This window comes from Streptomyces sp. PsTaAH-124 (assembly GCF_000373685.1).
GTDB lineage: Bacteria > Actinomycetota > Actinomycetes > Streptomycetales > Streptomycetaceae > Streptomyces > Streptomyces andamanensis.
The window spans coordinates 160,442-185,648 of sequence record NZ_KB892164.1 but is presented as its reverse complement, the minus strand read 5'-3'; the positions used below and the strand labels follow the sequence as shown (position 1 = coordinate 185,648).

Sequence of the window (25,207 nt, the reverse complement as noted above, 5' to 3'; positions counted from 1 at the left end):
GCCCGTACGATCCGTTCCCGGCGGACCGCTCCCCCGACCGGACCGCGCCCCGACGACCCGGAGGACACCCTCATGAGGATCCATCTCTCCAGCGTCTTCGTCGACGACCAGGAGAAGGCCCTGCGCTTCTACACCGAGGTGCTCGGCTTCGTGAAGAAGCACGACGTCCCGGTGGGCCCGGACCGCTGGCTGACCGTGGTCTCGGCGGAGGAACCGGACGGCACCGAGCTACTGCTCGAACCCTCCGGCCACCCTGCGGTACGGCCGTACAAGTCGGCGCTCGTCCAGGACGGCATCCCGGCGACCTCCTTCGCAGTGGACGACGTGCGCACCGAGTTCGAGCGGCTGCGCGGCCTCGGTGTGCGCTTCGTCCAGGAGCCGCTGGAGACGGGCCCGGTCACCACGGCGGTGCTGGACGACACCTGCGGCAATCTGATCCAGCTCGTCCAGTCGCGGTGAGCCCGCCCGCCGGGTGAGCGCGCGGGACGGTCAGTCGGACTCGTACTCCGACTCCGAGTCGGGCGGTACATGGACGAAGTCGCCCTTGGCCATGTCGCCGTCGACCACCCACTCGCCGGTCAGCCGCGCGCCCACGTCACCGGCGCGCGAGCGGATCGCGTCGACGACGGCCCGCTCCCCGCGCATCCACTGCGGCATCAGCCAGTTGGGGAAGAACTGCCCGTGGGCGCCCGCGGCGACCACCCGGTAGCCGAGCTGCCGCCCGATGTGCTCGTTGACCGCCTCGAAGGCCCACTGGCAGGCGACGCAGGCCAGCTTGACCCCGCCCATGTACACCGTCTTGGGGTCGCCCGGGTCCCTGGGCGCCTTCTTCCACGCGGCGACCTGCTCGCCCAGCAGGGTCATCTCGCCGTGCTGGGCGGGGACGCCCTTCTTGACCGGCGCGCTGATCGCGTACCAGGTGAGCGGCTTGTGCAACGCGGCCCGGATGGCCTCCAGTTCGGGCGACTCCGCGTGCTGGGCGGCGTACGAACCGGCGTCCAGGGCGCGGAGCTTGCTGCGGTCCTGCCGCTCGCGCTGCCGCTCCGCCGGGGCCGAGCCCCAGCCGTGGTGGCCCGCCCTGGGCGCGGCACCCCCGGCGAAGCCCCGCACCTCGGCGTCGATCGCCTGGCGCTGCTGCTCGGTGACCACCCGCTTGCCGGTGTTGCCCGCGATGCCCAGGGTGCCGTCGGGCAGCAGGTTGACGGCCAGGTGCGGGGTGAACTTCTTCCCGGCGCGCGGGTCCGTGGCGAGGATGACGCGTTCGGCGGTACGGGCCACCCGGTCCAGCATCCGCAGGGCGGCGTCCCGGTCGGACTCGCCGGACTCCTCGGTCTGCCGGAACGAGGGGGCGCGCTGCACGGCGGCCTCCGGCGCGGACCGCCGCTGCGCGGCCCCGCCCGTCCGGCCCGTGTCCTCGCGCGCCGTCGTGGGGAGCGCGGCGGCCAGGACGCGGTGCGCGTTCGCCTCCGCCTCGCGTTCGAACCGGTCGCTGGGGTCGCTGACGCGCAGGCCGTCGCCGTGGTCGGTGCCGGCGACCGGTCCCTGGCGCTGCTGGACGACATGGGTCAGCTCATGGGCCAGGGTGTGCCGGTCGGCGCCGCCCTCGCCGACGACGACATGGCTGCCGGAGGTGTACGCGCGGGCGCCGATCTCGGCGGCCGAACGCCGTGCCGCCTGGTCGGTGTGCATGCGCACGTCCGAGAAGTCCGCGCCGAGCCGGGCCTCCATCTCGGAGCGCAGCCCCGCTTCCAGCGGCGCGCCGGGAGTGCGCAGCACCTCGTGCACGGCGGAGCGCTGGACGGGCGCCGCCTCGTCCGCTGCGGTGCCGTGTCCGCAGCCCGGACCGTGGCTGTGGCGTTCCTGGTCGAGCATCCGGGCCACGGCGGCGTTGCCCGCCGTGCGCTGGAGGTGCAGGAGCGAGACGGCCTCCGGTCCGGCGGCGGGCGGGCGGCCCGTGCGGTCCTTCACGGGCCGCGTGCCCCTGTCCCGTTCCGAGTTGTCCTGCGGGCGCGCGCGCATGACGGTCAGTCCACTCCTCCGGTAGCTCTCCCTCCATGGGAAGGGGCCGGGGGCACCCGGGGCAAGGCACTTTCGGGCAGGGCCGGGGGCAGGACAGCCGGGCACCGTACGGGCACACGGGCACACGGACCGGCGGAGGACGCGTCGGCCGGGAGCGGCCCGGCCCGGGGGCGGTACCGACACCCGACCGTACGGTGGGAGGGCCCGGCGGGTGTCGGCCCCGCCGGGCCCTCCCACCGGGGCCGGTACACGCCGCTGCCCGCGGTCGGTGTGCCGTCAGTCCGTGCCGGACTCCATGGCGGCCCGGTCCAGCATCTCGTCGTCGGAGCCCTCACCGCGCGAGGCGATGGCCTCGGCGCCGCCCTCGGGCATGCTGCCGATCAGGCCGGTCGCGGCGGCCTGGGCGGCGCCGATGGCGGGGGTGCCGCTGCCGATCAGGCCGATCGCCGCGTACTGCTCCAGCTTGGCGCGCGAGTCGGCGATGTCGAGGTTGCGCATGGTGAGCTGGCCGATCCGGTCCACCGGGCCGAACGCCGAGTCGACGGTGCGCTCCATGGAGAGCTTGTCCGGGTGGTAGCTGAACGCGGGGCCCGTGGTGTCCAGGATCGAGTAGTCCTCACCGCGGCGCAGCCGCAGGGTCACCTCGCCGGTGACGGCCGCGCCGACCCAGCGCTGGAGCGACTCGCGGACCATCAGCGCCTGCGGGTCCAGCCAGCGGCCCTCGTACATCAGGCGGCCCAGGCGGCGGCCCTCGGTGTGGTACTGGGCGAGGGTGTCCTCGTTGTGGATCGCGTTGACCAGGCGCTCGTAGGCGGCGTGCAGCAGGGCCATGCCGGGCGCCTCGTAGATGCCGCGGCTCTTGGCCTCGATGATGCGGTTCTCGATCTGGTCCGACATGCCCATGCCGTGCCGGCCGCCGATGGCGTTGGCCTCCATGACCAGGTCGACCGGGGAGGAGAACTCCTTGCCGTCGATGGTCACCGGGCGGCCCTGGTCGAAGCCGATCGTCACGTCCTCGGTGGCGATCTCGACCTCGGGGTCCCAGAACCGCACGCCCATGATGGGCTCCACGGTCTCCACGCCGGTGTCCAGGTGCTCCAGCGTCTTGGCCTCGTGGGTGGCGCCCCAGATGTTGGCGTCGGTGGAGTACGCCTTCTCCGTGCTGTCGCGGTAGGGGAGGTCGTGGGCGAGCAGCCACTCCGACATCTCCTTGCGGCCGCCCAGCTCGGTCACGAAGTCCGCGTCCAGCCAGGGCTTGTAGATCCGCAGCTGCGGGTTGGCGAGCAGGCCGTAGCGGTAGAACCGCTCGATGTCGTTGCCCTTGAAGGTCGAGCCGTCGCCCCAGATCTGGACGTCGTCCTCCAGCATCGCCCGCACCAGGAGCGTGCCCGTGACGGCGCGGCCGAGCGGGGTGGTGTTGAAGTAGGAGCGCCCGCCGGAGCGGATGTGGAACGCACCGCAGGTGAGCGCGGCAAGGCCCTCCTCGACCAGCGCGGCACGGCAGTCGACCAGACGCGCGACCTCGGCGCCGTAGGTCTTCGCACGGCCGGGCACCGAGGCGATGTCGGGCTCGTCGTACTGGCCGATGTCGGCGGTGTACGTGCACGGGACGGCGCCCTTGTCGCGCATCCACGCGACGGCGACCGAGGTGTCGAGGCCGCCCGAGAAGGCGATACCGACGCGCTCGCCGGCCGGAAGGGAGGTGAGGACCTTTGACATAGGAAGAGTATGCACCCTCACGCATGACCATGCAAAGCCGCCCGTCCGCGCGCCGTCGTGATGGACGGCCCGCTCGGGACGTTGCTACCCTCCGAGCCGAGTCCGAGAGACGCTGCACCGGGCCGGTCCCGCCACGCTCGGACTCCCTTGTACTCGAAGGGCGTCTACCCCCACAGGGAGACGCCCCGTGCATCCGGACACGAACGAGTCGATCACCTACGCCGCCCCCGAGGCGGACCGCCACGAGGCGCTGAGGGCGATGGCACGCACGTCGTTCTCCGCGACCTTCGGACACCTGTACGACGCCGACCCATTCACCGCGTTCCTCGACCGCGCCTACGGACCCGGGGGCGCCATGGAGCAGGATCTCGGGGACCCGGCGGTCCGCTGGCTCGTGGCTTCCCACCGGTCCGCACCGGTCGGCTTCGCCAAGCTCACCCCGCTCCGGGCCCCGGCCCCGGCCCCGTCGCCCGGCGCTCTCGAACTCCAGCAGATCTACGTCCTCGCCGAATGGCACGGCCGCGGGGTCGCCGCCCGCCTCATGGAGTGGGCCCTGACCACCGCCACCGCCGACCGGGCCCCGGAGATCTACCTCACGGTCTTCGACCACAACGAGCGCGCGAAGCGCTTCTACCACCGGTACGGGTTCACAGAGGCCGGACACTGCACCTTCACCCTCGGCGACCGCATCGACGACGACCGCATCTGGCGCCGCGGTCTGTGACGCGCCGCGCCCCCTCCCGCCGCTTCCACGTCCTTCCGCCGCTTCCCCTTCATCTTCATCGGGTTCATCCTCATCGGGCACCGGGATTCATCCGGCACTGAGAGCGCCCGGAGGGCGCGCTCGCGTACGGCTCAGTCCTGTGCCCGTACCGGCCTGGTCGAGGCCCGGGGCAGCAGTTTCGCCGGGACCAGGCGGTGGCGGGGGGCGGTGCCGGGCGCCGGTGGGTGGCGGATCACGTCGATGAGGAGTTCCGCGGCCTGCCGGCCGATCTCCTCGGGGGCGAGGTCGAGGGCGGTGAGGGCGGGGCGAGCGCCGCGGGCGAACTCCCCGTCGGCGCCGACCACGATCTGCACGTCGTCCGGGACGGTGAGACCGAGTTCCCGGCACACGGCCACGGTGGCGAAGCCGAACTTCTCCATCACGACGTAGAGGGCGTCGGGCCGGTCGGGGCGGGTGAGCAAACGCCGGGCGGCGGCCGTGGAGTCGGTGCCGGGCTCGGCGCGGTCCATGAGGACGGGACGGCCGGTGCGGGCGCACCAGTCGCGGTAGGCGCTCGCCGCGTCCTCGTCGTAGGACTGGCCGGTGGATCCGGTGAGCAGCCCGATGCGGCGGGCCCCGGTGGCGGCGAGGTGGTCGAAGGCGGAGACGGCACAGGTGGACAGTTCGTTGTCGACCGAGGGGAAGGTGTCCTTGCGGGACAGGTCGCGGCCGGTGGTGACGACGGGCACGCCCATGGCGGAGAGCCGGGTGAGCAGCGGGTCGTCGGTGAGCGGGTCGATGACGATGGTGCCGTCCAGCGGCAGCGAGTCGAAGGGGCGGCCGTCGAGCGAGGGCGGCACCAGCACCAGCGAGTACTCGTGCGCCATCGCCGTCCAGGTGGCCGCATTGACGATCTTGACGAAGTACTCGATGTCGGTGATGCCGCCCTCGACGGCGGTGCGGTGGGTCAGGCCCAGCAGTCCGGTGCGGGCGCCGCGCAGGCCGCGCGCGTTGGGGTTGGCGCGGTAGCCGATCTCGGCGGCGACCGCGAGGACGCGGGCGCGGGTCTCGGCGCCGACCCGGCCCACTCCGTTGAGCGCGTGCGAGGCGGTGGTGACGGAGACACCGGCCCGGCGGGCGACCTCGCGCAGCCCGCCGCCCCCCTTGGCCGCACGCGGGGCGCGGTGGCTGGTCGGCTCTGTGACGTCTGGCATGCGGCGAGCCTACCGGTTGACTGCCAAAACGTTTGGGCAGTACCGTCCACCTCAATGCCAAAACGATTGGGCAGCGTCGCCCGGCTTTTTGCCAAAACGTTTCGGCACCTCTTCCGGCCGCGCGCCGGACCTCCCCGTACGCCCGCCCGTCCCGTCCCTCCAGGCCGGGACGCGAGTCCGCAAAGGACGCCTGCACCCATGGCCGAGGCCAACGCCGCCGCCCCGCCGGGACCGCCCGGGACCTCCGCGCCCGCCGGTTCTCCCGGACCCTCCGCGTCCGCTCCGTCCGTCGCCTCCGGCACGTCCGGCGCATCTGCCGCCTCCGGTGCCCCCGGCGCCTCCGGCACGTCCGTCTTCGCGGTCGAGCAGCGCGGCATCGACGCCGTGCCCGCCGAGGAGCGCCAGGGCGGCCCGAGCCGGCTGCTCGGCCTGTGGGCCGGGACCAACACCACCGTCTTCACCGTCGTCTACGGGGCGCTCGTCGTCTCCTTCGGGCTGTCGTTCTGGTACGCCGTCGCGCTGATCGTCGTCGGCAATGTGCTCGGCTTCGCGGTCACCGGTCTCACCAGCCTCCAGGGGCCGCGCACCGGCACCTCCACGCACTCCGTCTCCCGGGCCGCGTTCGGGCCGCGCGGCGGGAAGCTCCCGGCCCTGCTGAGCTGGGTGATGCTCGTCGGCTTCGAGGCGGGCGGCATGGTGCTGATCGTGCTCGCCGGGCTCGCCCTGCTCGGCCAGGCCGGCATCACCGCCACCACGCCCGTGAAGGTGCTCGTCATCGCCGCCGCGGCCGGGCTCCAGATGCTGCTGCCGCTGGCCGGCTACCACCTGATCATGAAGGTGCAGAAGTACTTCGCCTGGATCTTCGCGGCGATGTTCGCGGTCATGGCCGTCCTCGTCTTCCCGAAGGCCGACCTCGCCGGACACGGCCAGGCGCCCTCCCTGGTGACCGTCTCCCTGGTCCTCGCGATGGTCACCGCCTCGGGCGGCCTGTCCTGGGCGGACATGGGCAGCGACTACTCGCGCTACCTGCCGGCCGGCTCCCCGCCCCGCAAGGTGTTCGCCTGTGCCGCGCTCGGCGGCATGGTCCCCAACGTCCTGCTCCAGATCCTCGGCGCCGCCGTCGCCACCGCGACCACCGACGCCGCCGACCCGGTCTCCGGGCTGCCGCAGATCCTGCCCGGCTGGTTCACCACCCCGTACCTGCTGCTGGCGATCGTCTCGCTGCTCGCCGTGAACACCACGGACATGTACTCCTCCGGCCTGAACCTGCTGGCCGTCGGTCTGCCCGTCAAGCGCTGGATGGTCGTCTTCGTCGACCTCTCGCTGTGCACCGGCATCACCCTCTGGGCGGTCTTCTCCGCCGACTTCTACACCCTGCTCTCCGACTTCCTCAGCCTCATCGTGCTCTGGCTCGCCCCCTGGGCCGCCGTCTACCTCACCGACTGGGCGCTGCGCCGGGGCCGCTACGACGTGCCCTCGCTGTTCCCCGACGGGACCGGCCGCAAGGGCGTCTACTGGCACAAGGGCGGCGTCCGCCCGGCCGGACTGCTCGCCGTGCTGCTCGGCTGCGCCGCCGCCGTGCTCTGGGTCGACTCGGCCGTCTTCACCGGTCCGCTCTCGCGCGCCGCGGGCGGCCTGGACCTCTCCGTGTTCGCGGGCGCCCTGGTCGCCGGGGGCGTGTACTGGCTGCTGGCCCGCCACACCGTACGCGCCGAAGCCGCGACCGCGCCCGTACCCGCGACCGCCGCCTGAGCCGGCCCCGCACCTCCCGCACCTCCCACTCTCTGGAGCCACTCCATGAACCACCCCACCCTGCGCCAGCTCATCGACGCCTCCGAGGGCGTGACCAAGGCGGACCGCGTCATCCGGGGCGGGCAGCTCGTCAACGTCTGCACCGGCGAGATCTACCCGGCCGACGTCGCCGTCACCGGCGACCGCATCGCCGCGACCGGTGACGTGAGCGCGTACGTGGGACCGGACACCGAGTTCGTCGACGCGAGCGGCAAGTACCTGACGCCGGGGCTCATCGACGGGCATCTGCACCTGGAGTGCTCCAAGCTGTCGGTGACGATGTTCGCCGACGCGGTCGTCCGGTACGGCACCACCTCGGTCGTCTCCGGGCTCGACCAGTTCCTCGTGGTCGCCGGTCTTGACGGGGTGCGCGAGGCGCTGCGCGAGGCGGAGGCCGGCCCCATGAAGATCTTCTGGGGCGCCCCGTTCAAGACGCCCTACACGCTGCCCGAGACCACCGTCGGCTTCACCTTCGGGCCCGACGAGCACGCCGAGACGCAGGGCTGGGCGGACTGCTTCGGCGTGTGGGAGACGGTCGCCGAGTTCGTCCTCAACCGCGACGAGAAGGTGCTGCGCGCCCTCGAACTGGCCCACCGCAACCGGCTGCCCGTCTTCGGCTGCGCCCCGATGGCCGCGCCCACCACCATCAACGCCCTGTCCGCCGCCGGAGTCCGCCTCGACCACGAGAGCTACACCGCCGAGGAGGCGCTCCAGAAGCTGCGCGCGGGCATGTCGCTGCTGATCCGGGAGTCGTCGGTGGCGCACTTCATGAACGAGAACGTGCGCACCGTCACCGAGTTCGGCGCCCAGTCGCGGCGCGTGGGCTTCTGCACGGACGACATGCACGTCGCCGACATCCTGCGCGAGGGCCACCTCGACAAGCTGGTCCGCATGGCGATCGCCGCGGGGGTCCGGCCCGTCGAGGCGATCCAGATGGCGACGCTCAACTGCGCCGAGATGTACCGTATCGACCACCTCGTCGGCTCGCTGGCGCCGGGCCGCTACGCGGATGTGCTGATCATCGACTCCCCCGAGTCCTTCCGGGTGGAGCAGGTGTTCGCCCGCGGGAAGCTCGTCGCGCGCGACGGCCGCACCACCGAGGCGCCGCGCGCTCCCGAGCGCTCGGCCGCCCTCTCCCCCGCCTTCCGGGTGAAGCCGCTCACCGGCGAGTCGATCGGGGTGGCGGCCGAGGGCGACGAGGCCCGGGTGCTGGTGGTCGAGATGGACCGCACGGTGCCGTTCGTGCGCCAGGGCGTGGAGCTGACGCTGCCGGTCGTGGACGGCACGGTCCGCGCCGACCCGGCCCAGGACGCCCTGTACGTCACGGTCTCCGAGCGCTACGGGAAGAACGGCGGCGGGACCGTCACCGCGATGATCAACGGGTTCGGCCTGCGCTCCGGCGCGATCGCCTCCTCCGCCGCCCCCGACGACAACAACATCGTCTGCGTGGGCGCCGACCGCGCCGACATGGCCCTCGCGGTGAACCACCTGGCCGAGCGGGGCGGCGGACAGGTCGTCGTGGACGGCGGCGAGATCAGGGAGTTCCTGCCGCTGCCGGTGGCCGGCATCGTCGCCGACCTCGCGCCGGAGGAGATGGCCGCGGCCGAGGGCCGCCTGGAGGCCGCCGCGCGTGCCCTCGGCTGCGCGCTGCCGTCCGCCTTCGGCTATCTGATCTTCCTGGAGATCACCGCCATCCCCGAGTACGCCGTCACCGACCTGGGTGTCGTCAACTACCGCACCCAGGACGTCGTCGACATCGTCCGCCCCGCCAACTGACCTCACCCGCAGAGGAGTTCACCGTCATGACCACCGCTCCCGCACCCGTGGACGCGTTCATCGCCGGCCTGCCCAAGTGCGAGCTGCACCTGCACATCGAGGGCACGCTGGAGCCCGCCCTGAAGTTCGCGCTGGCGCAGCGCGGCGGCATCGCGCTGCCGTACGCCGACGAGAGCGCGCTGCGCGCCGCGTACGACTTCCACGACCTGCCCGGCTTCCTCGCCGTCTACTACGAGGGGATGTCCGTGCTCCGCACCGAGCAGGACTTCTACGACCTCGCGGCGGCCTACGCGGCCAAGGCGCACGCCCAGAACGTGCGGTACGCGGAGATCTTCTTCGACCCGCAGGCGCACACCGCGCGCGGGGTCGCCTTCGACACCGTCGTGCGCGGACTGACCCGGGCACTGGACGACGCCGAGCGCGCCACCGGGTTCCGGGGCCGCCTGGTGATGTGCTTCCTGCGCGACTTCCAGGCCGAGTTCGCGATGGCCACGCTGGTGCAGTCGATGCCGTACAAGGAGTGGATCGTCGGCGTCGGCCTGGACTCGGACGAGGCGGGCAACCCGCCGGTGAAGTTCCGCGAGGTGTTCGCCCGCGCGCGGGCCGAGGGCTACCGGCTGACGATGCACTGCGACGTCGACCAGGAGAACTCCACGGAGCACATCCGCCAGGTCGTCGAGGAGATCGGCGCCGACCGCATCGACCACGGCGTGAACGCCCTGGAGGACCCGGCCCTGCTCGCCCGGATCCGCGAGCGCGGCCTCGGGCTGACCGTGTGCCCGATCTCCAACGCCCATGTCACCGACGGCATGAAGGCCGCCGAGATCCGCGCCCTGCTCGACGCGGACGTGAAGGTGACCGTCAACTCCGACGACCCGGCGTACTTCCCGGGCTATGTCGCGGAGAACCTGGCCGCCCTGCGCGGTCCGGCGCAGCTGTCCGACGCCGACCTGGTGCGGCTCCAGCGCAACGCCATCGAGATCTCCTGGGCGGCGCCCGCCGTGCGCGAGGAGTTCCTCGCGGAACTGGCGGCGTACGCGGAGAACGCCGCGCGGTGACCTCCGGCCCGGCCGGGCCCCGCTCCGCCGGGACGGGGTCCGGCGGGCGGCCCGGTGCGGGTGGTGTCACAGGTGTCTCGTAGGCTCGGGTCATGAGCGAGGGGGGTTCCGTGCGGCGGGTCATCGACGGCCGCTTCGAGCTGGAGGCACGGCTCGGCGGCGGAGGCATGGGCACGGTCTGGCGGGCGCGCGACCTGGTGCTCGACCGGGTCGTGGCGCTCAAGGAGGTACGGCCGCCCGACCCGACGCTCGCGGAGTACGACCCGCAGGCGGCGGCCCTGCTGCGCGCCCGGGTCCTGCGCGAGGCCCGTGCCCTGGCCCGCGTCGACCACCCCAACGTCGTCACCATCCACCATGTGGTCGACGCGGGCGAGGGCACCTACCCCTGGCTCGTGATGGAGCTGGTGACCGGCGGCTCGCTCGCCGACCGCCTCGCCCGGGGCCCGATGGAGCCGCGGGAGGCGGCGCGCCTGGGCCGTGACGTCCTCGCCGCGCTGCGCGCCGCCCACGAGGCGGGCGTCGAGCACCGCGACGTCAAGCCCGCCAACGTACTGCTGCGGCCGGACGGGCGCCCGGTCCTCACGGACTTCGGCATCGCGGCCGTCCGCGAGGCGACCGCGCTCACCGCGACCGGCTCGGTCATCGGCACCCCCGACTACATGGCGCCCGAGCGGGTCTCCGGCGGCGAGGGCGGCCCCGGGGCGGACCTGTGGTCGCTGGCGATGATGCTGTACGTCGCCGTGGAGGGCCGTCACCCGCTGCGCCGGGCGTCGACGCTCGCCACCCTGGCGGCCGTGCTCAACGAACCGCTCCCGCCGCCCGAGCGGGCCGGTGTGCTCACCCCGTTGCTGACCGCCGTGCTGGTCAAGGATCCCGCCGCGCGCCCCGGTCCGGCGGCGGTGGACGCGATGCTCGCCGAGGCGGCGCAGGACGGGCCGCCCGCCGCCGGTGCCCCGTCCGGACCCGGTCCCGGTCTGGGTCCCGCGGCAGGCGCCGTGCCCGCCGGGACACCCGGTCCCGCGGCCGGTGCGGGGGCCACCGCCACCTCGTACCCCCTGGCTCCGCCCGCGGCCGGCGGACCCGGCGCGACGACCGCCTCCGCCTCCGTCCGGGACGCCGTCCCCGTCCGGTCGGTCCAGGACGTCCAGGACGCCGTCCCCGGACGCCCGGCGCCCGGGCCCGGCCCGAGTCGGCCGGTGCCCGGCGGTGATCCCGGGCGGCCGGTGCCGGACGGTGGCGGCCCCCTTCACCCCTCCGGGGTGTCCTGGCCCGGCAAGCGGCGGTGGTTCGCGCTCGGTGCCTCCGTCACCGTGACCGCGCTCGCCGTCACCCTGCTGTGGACGTTCCTCCCGGACGGCGACTCCGCCGACGCGGGCGACCGCGGCAGCGGCCCGGCCGCGACCGCCTCGGGCAGGTCCACGCCGGGCACGTCCAGCTCGGGTCCGTCCGCGTCGTCCACGGTGAGCGGCACCGGGACGGCGCCGTCCGCGCGGGCCGAGGACACCGACCTGCTGACCCCGGCCGGTATCCGCTCCGCCGTGCAGGCGCTCAAGACCGCGACGGGCACGGACCGGATGAGTTCCTTCGTCGTCTACTCCGACCACGCGTCGGCCAGTGTGATGGTCGCGGGCAGCAAGACCCGCTACGACAACTGGACCTACCGCCCCGGCCAGGGCGCGCAAAAGGGCATCATCAGCGGCACGGTGACCCCCTTGGAGAGTCCGTTCGACATCGACGACCTCGACTGGGACGCCGTCCCCGCCCTCCTGAAGCGTGCGGACAAGGTCCTGAACGTGAAGGAGGTGTCGAGCCGTTACGTCGACGTACGGGCCCCGAACCCGACGTGGGACACCCCGCTCGGCATGGCCGTCTATCTGAGCAACAAGTACCACGAGAGCGGCTATCTCGAAGCGACCGCCCGCGGCCGGGTCACCCGGACGATGCCCAACGACAAGGACTGAGGCGCCCGGTGGGACGGAGGTGGGAACCGGAGCCGCCCGTTCCCTGACGTCGTGACACCTCCGTGACGGACGAACGTGCCGTGCGTCACAGCCCCGGGGCGGCGCGGATGATCGACTTGGCCCATGCGCCGCGCTCTCCTCGTCCTCCCCGTCGCCCTCGCCACCGGCGGACTGCTGCTCACGGCCTGCGGCACGGAGCAGTCCGCCGCCCGAGGGCCCGGCGCCGCGCCCGGCCGGCCCTCCGCCGCCTGCGCCGTACCCGCCCCGTCCGGAGCTCCCGGCACCCCCGGCACCGGCGCGAACCCCGACTACACGGCGACGGACCGGGTCAGGACCGTGATCGAGAACGGCTGCCCGGCGTTCGAGGTCACCAACGACACGCGGCAGACCCTCACCTACACGATCACCTACCAGTTGCTCACCAACTCCGCGACGGCCCAGGTGAGTGCGGTGCAGACGGTGACGCCGGTCGCGCCCGGCCGTACCGTGCGGCGCACGGTGGACCCCGGTGTGCTGCCCCCGGGCTCGGACGGCGTGGCGCAGGTACGGGTCATCAAGGTGAGGAGCGTCCCCACCGCCGAGGCACCGTCCGAAACAGGCCCCTGCCCGCCGTCCGGGGTACGTGTCTACGCCGACCGGGGCGACGCCGCCATGGGGCTGCGCGTCGTGGGGCTGCATCTGGCGAACTGCGGGACGCGCGCCTACCGGCTCGACGGCTATCCGCAGCTACGGCTGTTCGACCAGCGGCACCGGCCGGTCGACGGTGTGCGCGTCCTGCACGGCGGCGCCGCGATCGCCACCGGGACCGGCGCCGACGGCGAGCCCACGCCCCTGGTGCTGGCGCCCGGGGAGAGCGCGCGTGCCACGCTGGTCTGGCGCAACACCACGGGCCTGGAGAGCGATCCCGTCGACGCGCCCTATGTGCGGGTGGTCGCCGGGCCCGGCGCCGCCCCCGTGACCGTGACCCCCGAACTGGACCTCGGCACCACGGGGAAGCTCGGCACCGGTGCCTGGCAGAAGGACACGACTCCCGACCGGCCCGCCACCCGCGACCCGGGGACCACCGGGTGAGCGGCCCCCTCGCACGGCCGCTCCGCCCCGGCCGCCGCGGCTCTCACCGCACGGCGTGTCCGAAGCGCGCGGCGAGCGCCCGCACATCGGGCTCGCCGGACTCCGCGCGCAACCGGTCGAAGGAGCGGACCTTGTCCGCGCCGAACCCGACGACGTGGCGGGCGTAGGCCGCCGCCGTCAGGAAGACCGGCGGCGCGGTCCTGCTGTGGAACGTGTCCGCGTACATCACCGCCCGCTCCTCCATGGTCTCCGCGAGGCGGTCCCCGGGTGGCGGGAGCCGCTGGGCGCGGACGTCGTGTGCGGGGAGGCCGACACCGGTGTGGGGGGAGCAGAAGCGGCACAGTTCCTCCGGCAGCCCTTCCTCGCACGGCAGTTCGTGCCCCGGCACGCCGTGCCGGACGTGGTCCGCGCCGTCCAGGGTGCCGTCGGGGCCGTAGAACCGGCGGACGCCGATGTCGTGGAGGAGCGCACCGGCCGGCGCCGGTTCGGTGCCGGCGCGCACCGGGGCGCGGGCGAGCAGTGCGCGGGTGAGGTGCCGCACGATCACGCGGTGCGTGTGCACCAGGTCGAACGCCTCCTGCGTCGGGGCGTGCCGCAGGTGCAGCGCACGGATCTCTTCCGCTCCGGGGAGGGCCACGACGTGAGCCTGGGTCGTGTGCGGGCACGGCCCCGGCCGATTCCCGCTATCCGGACCCTTCTTGACGGGCCGACGGGTGGCTGGCAGCCTCGCTCGGCATGAGGCCGTCCGCTGCTCGCCGAGGTGCGTGCGCCGCGCTCGTGGAGCGGCGGCACGTCGATCTGTGCCGTCAGTCCAGCGCGATCTGTCGCTGAGCCCTCAAGGGCCCTCGGCCCTCTCCTCGCAGTGATCCCGCTTCCCGGTTCCGGGGAGCGTCTTCGTACGCCGTCGCCGCGCGCCCCGCGCGCCCGGGTCCGCAGGGCCGGGCGTGCCGTGCGCCGTACGCGGCGGCGCTCCCTCCACTGATGCGCGCCCCGCCCCCGGGAGCGCCCGGACAAGGATCCCGCATGCCCGACACTTCGAACATCTCCCGCCGCGCCTTCGGCGGTCTGGTGGGCGGCGGCGCGGTCGGCGCCGTCGCCGCCCCGGCCGCCGACGCGGCGACGGTGCCCGCCCAGGACCGGGACGAACGGCCCTTCAGAGCCCGCCGGGGCGCCCGGCCCGGCGGGCGCCCCAACTTCCTGTTCATCCTCGGCGACGACCTGGGCTGGGCGGACCTCTCCTCCTACGGAGCCCCGCACATCCGGACACCGAACCTGGACCGGCTGGCCGCCCAGGGAGTGCGCTTCACCGACGCGTACGCCGGTTCGGCGACCTGCTCGCCCACCCGGTTCAGCCTCTACACCGGCCGCTACCCGGGCCGTACCCGGGGCGGTCTGGCCGAGCCCATCGGCGACCGGACGCAGGGCCTGGACCCTGGCCACCCCACTGTGGCGTCGCTGCTGAAGAAGGCCGGGTACGCCACCGCGCTGATCGGCAAGTGGCACTGCGGCTGGCTGCCCGACCACAGCCCCACCAAGTCGGGCTGGGACGAGTTCTTCGGCAACTTCGGCGGCGCGCTGGAGTACTTCTCCAAGCTGGGCCAGCTCGGCGACTACGACCTGTACGAGGGCGACGCCACCTACCAGGACCTGCGCTACTACACCACCGTGCTGACCGAGCGGGCCGCCGAGTACGTGGCACGCCCGCACGGCAGGCCCTGGCTGCTGAACCTCAACTTCACCACTCCGCACTGGCCTTGGCTGACCGAGGGGGACGAGGAGACGGCGGCCCGGATCGCGGGGCGGATCCGCGCGGGCGACGTGCTCGGCGCTCTTCTGCACAGCGACGGCGGCTCGGTGGAGAAGTACCGGCAGATGGTGGAGGACCTGGACGCCGCGGTCGGTCGGGTGCTCGCCGCGCTGCGCCGCTCGGGGCAGGAGGAGAACACGGTCGTCGTCTTCGCCAGCGACAACGGCGGCGAGCGCTTCTCGTACCAGTGGCCGCTCAGCGGCGGCAAGTCGCAGCTGCTGGAGGGCGGTATCCGGGTGCCGACCGTGCTGCGCTGGCCGGCCGCCGTCGACGCCCGGCAGGTCAGCCACGAACCGGTGTACTCCCCCGACTGGACGGCCACCCTGCTGGAGCTGGGCGGTGCCCGCCCTGACCCGGCGTACCCGCTGGACGGACACAGCCTCGCCGGACATCTGCTGCGCGGCGAGGACCTGCCCGAGCGCGACCTGTTCTGGCGGGTGCGCGGCAACCGGGCGCTGCGGCGCGGCCGTTGGAAGTACTACCGGGACGCGAACGGCCGGGACCATCTGTACGACCTCGTCGCGGACGCCCGCGAACAGGCCGACCTCGCCGCGGACCGCCCGGCGCTGCTCGCCGGGCTGAGGTCCGCCTGGGAGCGGATCGACAGCACGCTGCTGCCCTATCCGGCGGCCTGAGCGGCGAGCCGGCGGGCGGTGCGCGGGCCGGGTCCTCCCGGCGCACCGCCCGCCGCGCGCACCAGCCGCCCCACGCGGCGCCCCCACCCTTCACGCTTTGGTCGGTTTTTCTTCCGGAAACCCCCAAGGGCGTGCCAAGGTTTCGAATCCATGATCAAGTTCTGTCCCGGCGGCCGCCGTTCCGACCCCCGTTCAACAGCGGCGATCTCCAAACGTAACCGCGCTGTCACATCGTGCTGGTGAAATTCCCCCGTCAGGTCCAGGCGTAGCCTTCAACAAGTTGTTGATCACGCAGCTTCTCGTCGTGCGTCAGCGTTCGTTGGTGCCCCGAGATGTTCCCTGACGAGGAGAAGGCATGCCTGCTGGAGGGCGGGGTGGACAGTCCGGAGGCTGGGTACCCGCCGACGTGGGGCGGCTGGGACGGACCCACTTGCGGGGCATCGCGCAGGTCGCCCTCAGCCCCAGTGCCTGGACCGGACTGCTGTTCGCGCTCGCGCTGTTCGCGGGCGGCTGGCGCATCGGCGTCTACGGACTGCTCGGCGTGGTCTCGTCCACCGCGGCCGCCGCGGTCCTGGGTGCCGACCGGGGCGGACTGGCCAAGGGCCTTGAGGGCTACTGCGGTTGCCTCACCGGCATCGCGGTCGTCGTCCGGCTCGGCGCCTCGTGGCGGACCGCCGTGCTCGCCGTGCTGGCCGCCGCGGTGTGCGCGGTGATCGGCGCGGCGGCCGGGCGGCTGCTCGGCCGGATCGGGCTGCCCGCGCTGACGGCCCCCTTCTGCCTGGTCGCCGGGGTGCTGGCGATCGCCCTGCCCACGGCACCGGCCGCCGCGGCGCCGCCGGTCGCCGCGGACGGCTTCACCGCCCTGTCCGCCGCGGAGTTCGGCCGGGCCTGCTGCGACGGCATCGCGCAGATCTTCCTGCTCGACCAGTGGTACGCGGGCCTGATCCTGCTCGCGGGGCTGCTCGTCGCCTCCCGCACCGCCGCCGTCGCCGCGGTCTGCGGCAGCGTCGTCGCGGTCCTCACCGCCTGTGCCATGGGCCTGCCCGCCGACCGGATCGAGGCCGGTCTGTACGGCTACAACGCGGTCCTGGTGGCGATAGCCCTGGCCGCCACCTTCCTGCCCCTCACCCCGTGGACCGCCGGGTACGCCGCGCTCGCCGCCGTGGCCTCGGTGCCCTTCACCGCCGCCTGGCAGGCGTTCGCCCAGCCGTCCGGCGGGTCCCCCTTCACCTGGCCGTTCGTCGTGACGACCTGGCTCTTCCTCGCGGCCGTTCCAGCCCTGGACCGGCCCGGCATCTCGTTGGAGAAAGCGAAGTGACGCCATGAACCTCGCACCGCGCGAAATCGACAAGCTCCACGTCTACGTGGTGGCCGACCTGGCCCGCCGCCGCCGGGCCCGGGGCACCAAGCTCAACTACAGCGAGGCCGCCGCGCTGATCACCGAGGCCGTCCTGGAGGCCGCCCGCGACGGGCACACCGTGGCCGAGTGCATGGAGCTGGGCCGCAAGGTCGTCACCGCCGACGACGTCATGCCCGGGGTGCGCGAGATGCTCACCGTCCTCCAGGTCGAGACGGCGTTCGTGGACGGCACCAAGCTCGTCACCTGCCACGATCCCATCAGCGCCTGAGCCCGCCTGATTCACCGCCTGGAACTAGGAGACAACGATGTCGGGTGGAGCCCACTACCTCTACGGGGACGACCCCGTGGAGATCAACCCCGGTAGGGCGAAGGCCAGTCTGACCGTCGCCAACACCGGCGACCGCGCCGTGCAGATCGGCTCGCACTACCACTTCTTCGAGGTGAACCGCGCCCTGCGGTTCGACCGCGAGGCCGCCTACGGCATGCACCTGGACATCCCGTCCGGCACCGCCGTGCGCTTCGAGCCCGGGGACACCCGCGAGGTCGAGCTGGTCGCCTTCGGCGGCACCCGGCGGCTCGTCGGCTTCGCCGCCCTGGTCAACGGCGGTCTGAACGCCGCCGACACCCGGCGCGCCGCCGTGCGCCGCGCCACCGAGCGGGGATTCACCGCCGACGGCACCGACCGCGTCACCGACGCCGACACCGAGAACGAGGGGGCCGACCGCTGATGGCGATCATCCCGCGCAAGCAGTACACGGACCTGTTCGGCCCCACCGTGGGCGACCGGTTCCACCTGGCCGACACCAATCTGGTCGTCGAGGTCGAGTACGACCACAACGCCGGTTCCTACGGCGACGAGGCAGTCTACGGCGGCGGCAAGGCCATCCGCGACGGCATGGCCCAGGACCCGGCCGCGCTCAACCGCGAGGGCGCCCTCGACCTGGTGATCACCAATGTCGTGGTGCTCGACCCGGTGCTGGGCGTGGTCAAGGGCGACATCGGCGTCCGCGGCGGTCTGATCGTCGGGGTCGGCAAGGCCGGCAACCCGCATGTGCAGAACGGCGTCGACCCCAAACTGGTGATCGGCCCCGGCACCGAGGTCGTCTCCGGCGAGCACCTGATCGCCACGGCCGGCGGCATCGACACCCACATCCACTTCATCTCGCCGCAGCAGGCCCAGGAGGGCCTGTCCAACGGCATCACCACCTTCTTCGGCGGCGGCACCGGCCCCACCGACGGCAGCAACGGCACCACCTGCACCCCCGGCCCGTGGAACATCCACCGCATGCTGGAGGCCGTCGAGGACCTGCCGGTCAACGTGGGGCTGCTCGGCAAGGGCAACGGCAGCCTGCCCGAGGCGCTGCGCGAGCAGGTCGAGGCGGGCGTCGCCGGGCTCAAGGTGCACGAGGACTGGGGCGCCACCCCGGCCACCATCGACACCGCGCTGCGCGTCGCCGACGAGTACGACGTGCAGATGGCCGTCCACACCGACACCCTCAACGAGGGCGGTTTCTTCGAGGACACCCTGTCCGCGATCGACGGCCGGACCATCCACACCTTCCACACCGAGGGCGCGGGCGGCGGCCACGCCCCGGACATCATGCGGGTGTCCGGTGAGCCCAACGTGCTGCCGGCGTCCACCAACCCGACGCTGCCGTACACCATCAACTCGGTGGACGAGCTGCTGGACATGGTGATGGTCTGCCACCACCTGTCCCGGGACATCCCCGAGGACGTGTCCTTCGCCGACAGCCGGGTGCGCGCGGAGACCATCGCCGCCGAGACGGTGCTGCACGACCTCGGCGTGATCAGCATCTTCTCCTCCGACTCCCAGGCCATGGGCCGGGTCGGCGAGTCCTTCGCGCGTGCCTTCCAGACGGCGCACCACTGCAAGGAGATGCGCGGCGCGCTGGCCGAGGACAGCTCCCGCAACGACAACGCGCGGGTGCTGCGCTATCTGGCGAAGCTCACCATCAACCCGGCGATCGCGGTGGGCGCGGCCGATGTGATCGGCTCGCTGGAGCCCGGCAAGCTCGCCGACATCGTGCTCTGGCCGATCAACTCCTTCGGCGCCAAGCCCAAGCTGGTCATCAAGGGCGGCATGGTGAACTGGGCGCTGATGGGCGACCCGAACGCCTCCCTGCCCACGCCCCAACCGGTGTACTACCGGCCCATGTTCGGCAGCTACGGCCGGGCCAGGTCGCGCACCTCGGTCACCTTCATGTCGCAGGCGTCCATCGCCGCCGGTGTCCCCGGCGAGCTGGGGCTCCAGCGGCGGATCGAGCCGGTGCAGCGCTGCCGCACCGTCGGCAAGCAGCACATGGTCCGCAACGACGCGCTGCCGCGCATCGACGTCGACCCGGAGACGTACAAGGTCACCGTGGACGGCGAACCCGCCACCATCGAACCGGCCGAGCGCCTTCCGCTCAACCAGCTCTTCTACATCGTCTGACCCCACCCATGACGGTCCGCGGGGCGCCCGGCGTCCCGCGGTCCCCCCGCGGCCGGACGGCGACCGACGGCCCCGGCAGGAACGGACACCCGGCGTGAACGACCCGATGCCGATCCCGGCGCTGCTGACCGGGCTCCAGCTCACCGACTCGGCCTTTCCCAGCGGCTATTACACCCTCTCGCACGGCCTGGAGGGCTTCCAGCAGGCGCGCGCGGTCACCCCGCGCACCCTGCCCGCGCTCCTCGCGGACCTGCTCCGCCACAGCGTGGGCCCGTCCGACGCCACCGCGCTCGCCCTCACCCATCGCGCGGCCGGCGCGGGCGACTGGGACGAGGTGGTGGCCGTGGAACGGCGGCTGCACGCCACCAAGCTGGGCCGGGAGGCGCGGCAGGCCGCGGTGCGCACCGGGCGGCAGCTGCTCGACCTGGCCGCGGAGGTCTACGGCACGGCCCCGATCGAGCGCTACCGGGAGCTGTACCGGGACGGCGCGGTGCGCGGCTGCCAGCCGGTGGTCGCCGGTGTCGTCCACGCGGGCAACGGGCTCACCGTCGAACAGGCCGTCACCTGCGAGCTGTTCGCCTTCGCGGCCAGTTTCACCGGGGCCGCGCTGCGGCTCCGGCTCACCGACCACCGGCGGGCGCAGGTGGTGCTGCACGGCGCCGCCCCGGTGATCGAGGAGACCGTGGCGGCGGCCCTGGACCGCGAGCTCGCCGACCTCGGCGGCTGCGTCCCGGTGGCCGATGTCATGGCGGGCCGTCACGAACGCGCCGAGGCACGGCTGTTCGCGAGCTGAGCGCCCCGGCCCCCCGTCACCGCCTCCCTTCCCCCTCCGCCTCCTCTTCCCCCCTCCCCCGTCCCTACGTCCGACAAGGATCACCATGCACGACCCCACCCAGGTCAAGGGCTCCCACCACCACGACGACGACCTCGTCCGGCGCACCCCCGACGGTGTGCTGCGCGTGGGTGTCGCCGGGCCGGTCGGCTCCGGCAAGACCGCGCTGATCGAGGCGCTGGTCCCGGTGCTGATCGGACGCGGCCGCACCCCGGCCGTGATCACCAACGACATCTACACCTCCGAGGACGCCGCGCACGTACGGCGCACCCTGGACGGGATCCTCGCCGCGGACCGCATCGTCGGCGTCGAGACGGGCGCCTGCCCGCACACCGCCGTCCGGGACGACCCGACGATGAACCAGGCCGCCGCCGACGAGATCCTGGAACGCCACCCGGAGGTGGACACGCTGCTCTTCGAGAGCGGCGGCGACAACCTGACGCTCACCTTCAGCCCGGCCCTCGTCGACCTGTTCCTGTTCGTGCTGGACACCGCCGAGGGCGACAAGATGCCCCGCAAGCGCGGTCCGGGCATCACCGAGTGCGAACTCCTCGTCATCAACAAGGTCGACATCGCCCAGTACGTGCGCTGCGACCTGGCGCAGATGGAGTCGGACGCCTACGCGGTACGGCAGGGCCGGCCCGTGGTGCTCACCAACTCCCTGACCGGCGACGGCCTGGACACCATCGCCGACTTCGTGCTCGCCCACGAGGCCGCCGACCCGGCCGGCGCCCCGGCGGCGTCCGCGTGAGGGGGGCGCCCGCGCGGCTGGACCCCGCCCACTACGAACCCCGGCGGGTGCCGGCCCGGATGCGCGAGCTGACCGGCGCGCCGGACACCCTGGCCGCCGGGCGCCCCGGCAAGGTCGGCCTGCTCGAACTGCGCTACGCCCGGGTCGGCGACCGCACCGAACTCGTGGACCGCTACCAGAAGTCGCCGTTGCAGATCATGCGGCCGCTGTACGTGGACCCGCTGCGGCCGGACATGCCGGTGACCTATCTGATGTCCACCGGGGGCGGCATCGTGCAGGCCGACCGCAACCGCATCGACATCGACTGCGGAGCGGGCACCGCCGTGCACCTGACGACGCAGGCGGCCACCAAGCTGCACCGGACGGAGTTCGACCACGCCACCCAGGTCGTCCACCTGACCGCCGGGGCGGAGAGCTACGTCGAGTACCTGCCCGACCCGCTGATCCCCTACCGGGACGCCCGCTTCTACCAGCAGACCCTGGTGACCGCCGATCCGACGGCCACCGTGCTGCTGGGCGAGACGGTCGCGGCCGGCCGGCTGGCCCGCGGGGAACGGCACGCCTACCGGCTGCTCTTCAGCGATCTGGAGATCACCCGCCCGGACGGTGAACCGCTGGTGGTGGACACCGTACGTCTGGATCCGGGCGCGGCGGGCGCGGTGACCGGTCCCGCGGTCTTCGGCGGTCACGACCTGATGGCCACCCTGCATGTGCTGACCCCGCTCGCCCCCGCGGCCGAGGTCGCCGACACCCTGCACGAGGCCCTGCGCGGCGCCGGGCCCGCCTTCGGCGTGAGCGTGCTGCCCGAGGACTGCGGGGCGTGGGTCCGGATCATGGGCAGCGACCCGCCCGAGGTGGCCCGCGCCCTGCGCGGGGCCTGGGACGCGGTACGCCGCCTGCTGATCGGCGTCCCGGCCCCCGACCTGCGCAAGACCTGACCCGGGGGTCCGGCGGCGCGGCCGTTCAGGCGTCGCCGCGGGTGTCGTGGGCGCGGTGGCCGAGGGCCGCGGTGCGGCCGGTGGCCAGGTGGTGCAGGACGAGGGCCTCGACGCGGGCGACGTCGCGGGCCGCGATCGCCTGGTACAGGTCCTCGTGTTCCCGGGCCACCCCCAGCAGGTCGTCGTGGCGGCCGCGGAACCACCGCATGCGGCTGCTGAGGACGCGGTCGAGTTCGTTCAGCAGTTCGTTGGCGGCCAGGGCGGTGACGGTCTGGTGGAAGTCGGCCGCCGACCGGCGGGCCCGGACCGCGTCACCGGCGCGGGCCGCCTCCAGCTCGGCGTCCAGGTCGGCGCGCAGCCGCCGCAGACCGTCGCGGGTGTGGCGCTGGGCGGCGAGCCGGAAGGCCAGGGTCTCCAGGGCCGAGCGGACCTCGTCGAGATCGGCGACGTCGCTGGCGGTGAACTCGCGCACCACCGCCCAGGTGCGCGGGCGCGGGGTCACCAGGCCCTCGGACACCAGGGTCTTCAGCGCCTCGCGCACCGGGAGCCGGCTCACACCGAGCGCCTCGGCCAGTTCGCGCTCCACCAGACGGCTGCCGGGTCCCCGTACCCCGTCCAGGATCTCGTCGCGCAACTGCCGGGTCACCCGCTCGGACTCGGGCATGAAGTCCCCTGGCTCCGTCATCTTCGTCCTTCGTCCGCCGTTCGCCGCGGCACCGGCCGGGTCCGTGCGGACGCGCGGCGGGGCGGCCCGTCAGGATACCCCGGGGCCGCGGCGGCTCCGGGCGCCGCGGTCGGCGGGATCAGGCCGTGCGCGGCGGCCAGTTGGCGAGCTTCTTGGGCCGCGGCGGGGCGTAGGTGCGCACCTTGGAGGTGGTGAGGCCGAGCCGGACCAGTGACTCGGCGATCGTCACGGCGGCGCTCACCCCGTCGACGACCGGGACCCCGGTGCGCTCGGCGACCTGCCCGGCGAGGCCGGCCATGCCTCCGCAGCCCAGGCAGATCACCTCGGCGCGGTCGTCCGACACTGCGCGCAGGGCCTGTTCGGTGATGGCGTCGGCGGCGGCGCGCGGGTCGCGTTCGAGGTCGAGCACGGGCAGGCCGGTGGCGCGTACGGAGGCGCAGCGGGCGCTCAGTCCGGCCACGTCGAGGCGTTCCTCGATCAGCGGGACCGTGCGGTCGAGGGTGGTGACGACGGAGTAGCGGCGGCCCAGGAACCGGGCGGTGCTCGCCGCGGCCTCGGTGATGTCGACGACGGGGACGTCCAGCAGTTCCTGGAGTCCCTCGCGGCCGTGCTCGCCGTATCCGGCCTGGATGACCGCGTCGTAGGGGCCGGGGTGGGCGCGCACGGTCTCCATGACGGCGACGGCGGCGAGGTAGCTCTCGTAGTTGCCCTCGACGGACTCCGCGCCGAAGGCGGGGGTCAGCGGGACGATCTCGGTGCCCGGACCGGCCGCTTCGGCGGCCTGCGCGCCGATGGCGTCGGTGACGGACCGGGTGGTGTTGACGTTGACCACGAGGATGCGCATGGCGGGGGCCTTCTGTTCGGTCGGGCTATTCCGCGGCGACGGCGATGGCCTCGCCGTCGAGGTCGCGGACGGGTGCGGAGCGGTCGGCGACGGCCGTGTGGAGCAGGGCGGCGAGGAGGGCGCCGACGAACCAGGAGAAGCCGGCCAGGGCGTGGAAGTACGGCACCAGGGCGACGGTGACGGCTGCGGCGGCGCTCGGCAGGAACGCGGCGACGGCGCGCGGGTTGTAGCCGCGGCGGTAGTGGTAGTCGGCGTCCGGGTCCTCGGTGTAGAGCGCGGGCACGTTCACCCGCGCCTTCCGCAGCAGCCAGTAGTCGGCCATGATCACGCCGAACAGCGGGCCGAGGAGGGCGCCGAGGCCGCCGAGGAAGTAGTTGACGACGACCGGGCTGTCGTACAGGTTCCAGGGCGTGATCACCAGGCCGAGGACGGCGCTGACCAGGCCGGCCCGCCGGAAGTCGAGCCTGCGGGGGAACAGGTCGACCAGGGCGTAGATGGGCGCCACGAAGTTGGCCAGCAGGTTGACCGCCACAGTGAGGGCGATCAGGGCGAGCGAGGCCAGGACCAGCAGGAACATGTGGGGGACGGTGCGGACGATGTCCGTGGGGCTGGTGATGACGCGGCCGTCCAGTGTGAACTGGGCTCCGCTGAGGACGGCCACGATGCAGGCGAAGAAGAGCATGTTCACGGGGATGCCGACGATGTTGCCGCGGACGATGGCGGCGCGGCTGCGCGCGGAGCGGGTGAAGTCGCAGAAGTTGAGGACGAACGTGCCGTAGACGACCACCCACAGGGCGGCGGCCTGGAAGACCTGGAGCCACATGGCGCCGCCGGTGAGCGGGGCGCCGTCGTCGAGGGAGACGGAGCCGCCCGCGCGGACGAACATCCACACCGCGAGGGCGCACATGGTGAGCAGGGTGGTGGGCGCGGCGAAGGCCATGTAGCGGCGGATCATCCGCATGCCGTAGCTGACGATGAGCACCTGTAGCGCCCACAGCGCCAGGAAGGTGATCCAGCCCAGGGTGGACTGGCCGAGCAGGGAGTTGGTGTCCAGGCGGCCCAGCGAGGGGACGAGCGCGACCAGGAGGATGCTCAGGACGGACGAGGCGAGATAGGTCTGGATACCAAACCAGGTGATGGCGACGGCCCCGCGGACGGCGGCCGGTATCTTCGCGCCCCTGACGCCGAAGGCGATCCGGCTCATGACGGGGAAGGGGACTCCGGTCCGGTGGCCCATGAAGCCGGAGAGGGTCAGCAGGAGGAAGAGCAGGACGGAGGCGAGCGCGAAGGCGGCCAGGATGCCCCACACATTCAGACCGAGGGCGAACAGGCCGAGGGCGAAGGCGTAATTGCCCAGGCTGTGCACGTCGTTGGCCCACAGCGTGAAGACGCTGTAGGCGCCCCAGCGGCGCCCTTCCCGCTTCGTGGGGGCGAGGTCGTGGGTGTAGAGGGCGGAGCTGGTGGCCATGGTGCCGCTGTGTACGGACGACCGGTCTTCCAGGGCAGTCATGCAGGACTCCTGGGATCGGGGGGAGGGACGAGGGGGTGCGTGATTTCCACAGAACGGAAGAGCGCTTCCGGGTGGACCAGA

23 protein-coding genes are annotated in these 25,207 nt (G+C 73.2%); 16 read left to right on the top strand and 7 right to left on the bottom strand.

The features are described 5' to 3' along the window. Positions 1–72: 72 nt before the first annotated feature. Positions 73–459 (top strand): VOC family protein, encoded by a 387-nt coding sequence (locus B086_RS0111640; RefSeq protein WP_018566585.1) that lies wholly within the window; start codon positions 73–75, stop codon positions 457–459. Between the two features lie 30 nt (positions 460–489). Here the strand turns inward: B086_RS0111640 and B086_RS45400 are convergent, their stop codons facing one another. Next, the gene (locus B086_RS45400; protein ID WP_420712547.1) at positions 490–1,968 is read right to left on the bottom strand and encodes a DUF4157 domain-containing protein; all 1,479 of its coding nucleotides are present in this window, start codon (positions 1,966–1,968) and stop codon (positions 490–492) included. A gap of 327 nt (positions 1,969–2,295) precedes the next feature. Continuing rightward, positions 2,296–3,738: an argininosuccinate synthase gene (gene argG, locus B086_RS0111630; protein ID WP_018566584.1), complete on the bottom strand. Its 1,443-nt coding sequence runs from the start codon at positions 3,736–3,738 to the stop codon at positions 2,296–2,298. Between the two features lie 187 nt (positions 3,739–3,925). On the opposite strand from argG, the gene B086_RS0111625 reads away from it, so the two are divergent. Continuing rightward, positions 3,926–4,462: a GNAT family N-acetyltransferase gene (locus B086_RS0111625; protein WP_018566583.1), complete on the top strand. Its 537-nt coding sequence runs from the start codon at positions 3,926–3,928 to the stop codon at positions 4,460–4,462. A 131-nt stretch (positions 4,463–4,593) separates the two neighbouring features. Here the strand turns inward: B086_RS0111625 and B086_RS0111620 are convergent, their stop codons facing one another. Next, positions 4,594–5,655, bottom strand: a complete 1,062-nt coding sequence (locus B086_RS0111620; RefSeq protein ID WP_018566582.1) for a LacI family DNA-binding transcriptional regulator — start codon at positions 5,653–5,655, stop codon at positions 4,594–4,596. 198 nt (positions 5,656–5,853) lie between these two features. On the opposite strand from B086_RS0111620, the gene B086_RS0111615 reads away from it, so the two are divergent. The 5 genes from B086_RS0111615 to B086_RS0111595 all read left to right on the top strand — a co-directional run bounded on the left by B086_RS0111615 (position 5,854) and on the right by B086_RS0111595 (position 13,312). Next, positions 5,854–7,407, top strand: a complete 1,554-nt coding sequence (locus B086_RS0111615) for a purine-cytosine permease family protein (RefSeq protein WP_018566581.1) — start codon at positions 5,854–5,856, stop codon at positions 7,405–7,407. Positions 7,408–7,452: 45 nt separating this feature from the next. Beyond that, positions 7,453–9,222 carry an adenine deaminase C-terminal domain-containing protein gene (locus B086_RS0111610; protein ID WP_018566580.1) on the top strand — a complete coding sequence of 590 codons (1,770 nt, stop codon included), beginning with the start codon at positions 7,453–7,455 and terminating at the stop codon, positions 9,220–9,222. 26 nt (positions 9,223–9,248) lie between these two features. Next, positions 9,249–10,280, top strand: coding sequence for an adenosine deaminase (gene add / locus B086_RS0111605; protein ID WP_018566579.1), 1,032 nt, complete (start codon positions 9,249–9,251; stop codon positions 10,278–10,280). 92 nt (positions 10,281–10,372) lie between these two features. After that, complete coding sequence (locus B086_RS0111600; RefSeq protein ID WP_018566578.1) at positions 10,373–12,241, top strand: serine/threonine-protein kinase; 1,869 nt, start codon at positions 10,373–10,375, stop codon at positions 12,239–12,241. A 123-nt stretch (positions 12,242–12,364) separates the two neighbouring features. Then, on the top strand, positions 12,365–13,312 hold the full coding sequence (locus B086_RS0111595; protein ID WP_018566577.1) for a DUF4232 domain-containing protein: 948 nt from the start codon (positions 12,365–12,367) through the stop codon (positions 13,310–13,312). Between the two features lie 43 nt (positions 13,313–13,355). On the opposite strand, the gene B086_RS0111590 is transcribed toward B086_RS0111595, so the two are convergent. Beyond that, positions 13,356–13,949, bottom strand: a complete 594-nt coding sequence (locus B086_RS0111590) for a hypothetical protein (RefSeq protein WP_018566576.1) — start codon at positions 13,947–13,949, stop codon at positions 13,356–13,358. Between the two features lie 98 nt (positions 13,950–14,047). Between B086_RS0111590 and B086_RS46200 the strand changes: the two genes are divergently transcribed. The 9 genes from B086_RS46200 (at position 14,048) to B086_RS0111550 (ending at position 22,087) form a co-directional block, all read left to right on the top strand. Then, a complete protein-coding gene (locus tag B086_RS46200) occupies positions 14,048–14,143 on the top strand; it encodes a putative leader peptide (RefSeq protein WP_420712546.1) in 96 nt (31 codons plus the stop codon). A 192-nt stretch (positions 14,144–14,335) separates the two neighbouring features. Then, positions 14,336–15,754: a sulfatase gene (locus tag B086_RS0111585; protein WP_018566575.1), complete on the top strand. Its 1,419-nt coding sequence runs from the start codon at positions 14,336–14,338 to the stop codon at positions 15,752–15,754. Positions 15,755–16,109: 355 nt separating this feature from the next. Then, a complete protein-coding gene (locus B086_RS39790; RefSeq protein WP_078531059.1) occupies positions 16,110–17,072 on the top strand; it encodes an urea transporter in 963 nt (320 codons plus the stop codon). Positions 17,073–17,076: 4 nt separating this feature from the next. Then, on the top strand, positions 17,077–17,382 hold the full coding sequence (locus tag B086_RS0111575) for an urease subunit gamma (RefSeq protein WP_018566573.1): 306 nt from the start codon (positions 17,077–17,079) through the stop codon (positions 17,380–17,382). Between the two features lie 37 nt (positions 17,383–17,419). After that, positions 17,420–17,842: an urease subunit beta gene (locus tag B086_RS0111570; protein WP_018566572.1), complete on the top strand. Its 423-nt coding sequence runs from the start codon at positions 17,420–17,422 to the stop codon at positions 17,840–17,842. Then, complete coding sequence (gene ureC, locus B086_RS0111565) at positions 17,842–19,566, top strand: urease subunit alpha (protein ID WP_018566571.1); 1,725 nt, start codon at positions 17,842–17,844, stop codon at positions 19,564–19,566. The genes B086_RS0111570 and ureC overlap by 1 nt, the downstream gene beginning before the upstream one ends. Before the next feature lie 106 nt (positions 19,567–19,672). After that, entirely contained in the window at positions 19,673–20,359 is a 687-nt protein-coding gene (locus tag B086_RS0111560; protein ID WP_037873310.1) for an urease accessory UreF family protein, read from the top strand. Positions 20,360–20,444: 85 nt separating this feature from the next. After that, positions 20,445–21,149: an urease accessory protein UreG gene (ureG, locus tag B086_RS39785; protein ID WP_018566569.1), complete on the top strand. Its 705-nt coding sequence runs from the start codon at positions 20,445–20,447 to the stop codon at positions 21,147–21,149. 59 nt (positions 21,150–21,208) lie between these two features. Further along, positions 21,209–22,087, top strand: a complete 879-nt coding sequence (locus B086_RS0111550) for an urease accessory protein UreD (protein WP_018566568.1) — start codon at positions 21,209–21,211, stop codon at positions 22,085–22,087. Between the two features lie 25 nt (positions 22,088–22,112). Here B086_RS0111550 and B086_RS0111545 read toward each other — a convergent pair whose 3' ends face one another. The 3 genes from B086_RS0111545 to B086_RS0111535 form a co-directional block, all read right to left on the bottom strand. Then, complete coding sequence (locus tag B086_RS0111545; RefSeq protein ID WP_026252323.1) at positions 22,113–22,772, bottom strand: GntR family transcriptional regulator; 660 nt, start codon at positions 22,770–22,772, stop codon at positions 22,113–22,115. Positions 22,773–22,890: 118 nt separating this feature from the next. Next, the gene (locus tag B086_RS0111540) at positions 22,891–23,616 is read right to left on the bottom strand and encodes an aspartate/glutamate racemase family protein (RefSeq protein WP_018566566.1); all 726 of its coding nucleotides are present in this window, start codon (positions 23,614–23,616) and stop codon (positions 22,891–22,893) included. 25 nt (positions 23,617–23,641) lie between these two features. Continuing rightward, positions 23,642–25,126 (bottom strand): NCS1 family nucleobase:cation symporter-1, encoded by a 1,485-nt coding sequence (locus tag B086_RS0111535; protein WP_018566565.1) that lies wholly within the window; start codon positions 25,124–25,126, stop codon positions 23,642–23,644. Positions 25,127–25,207 lie beyond the last annotated feature (81 nt).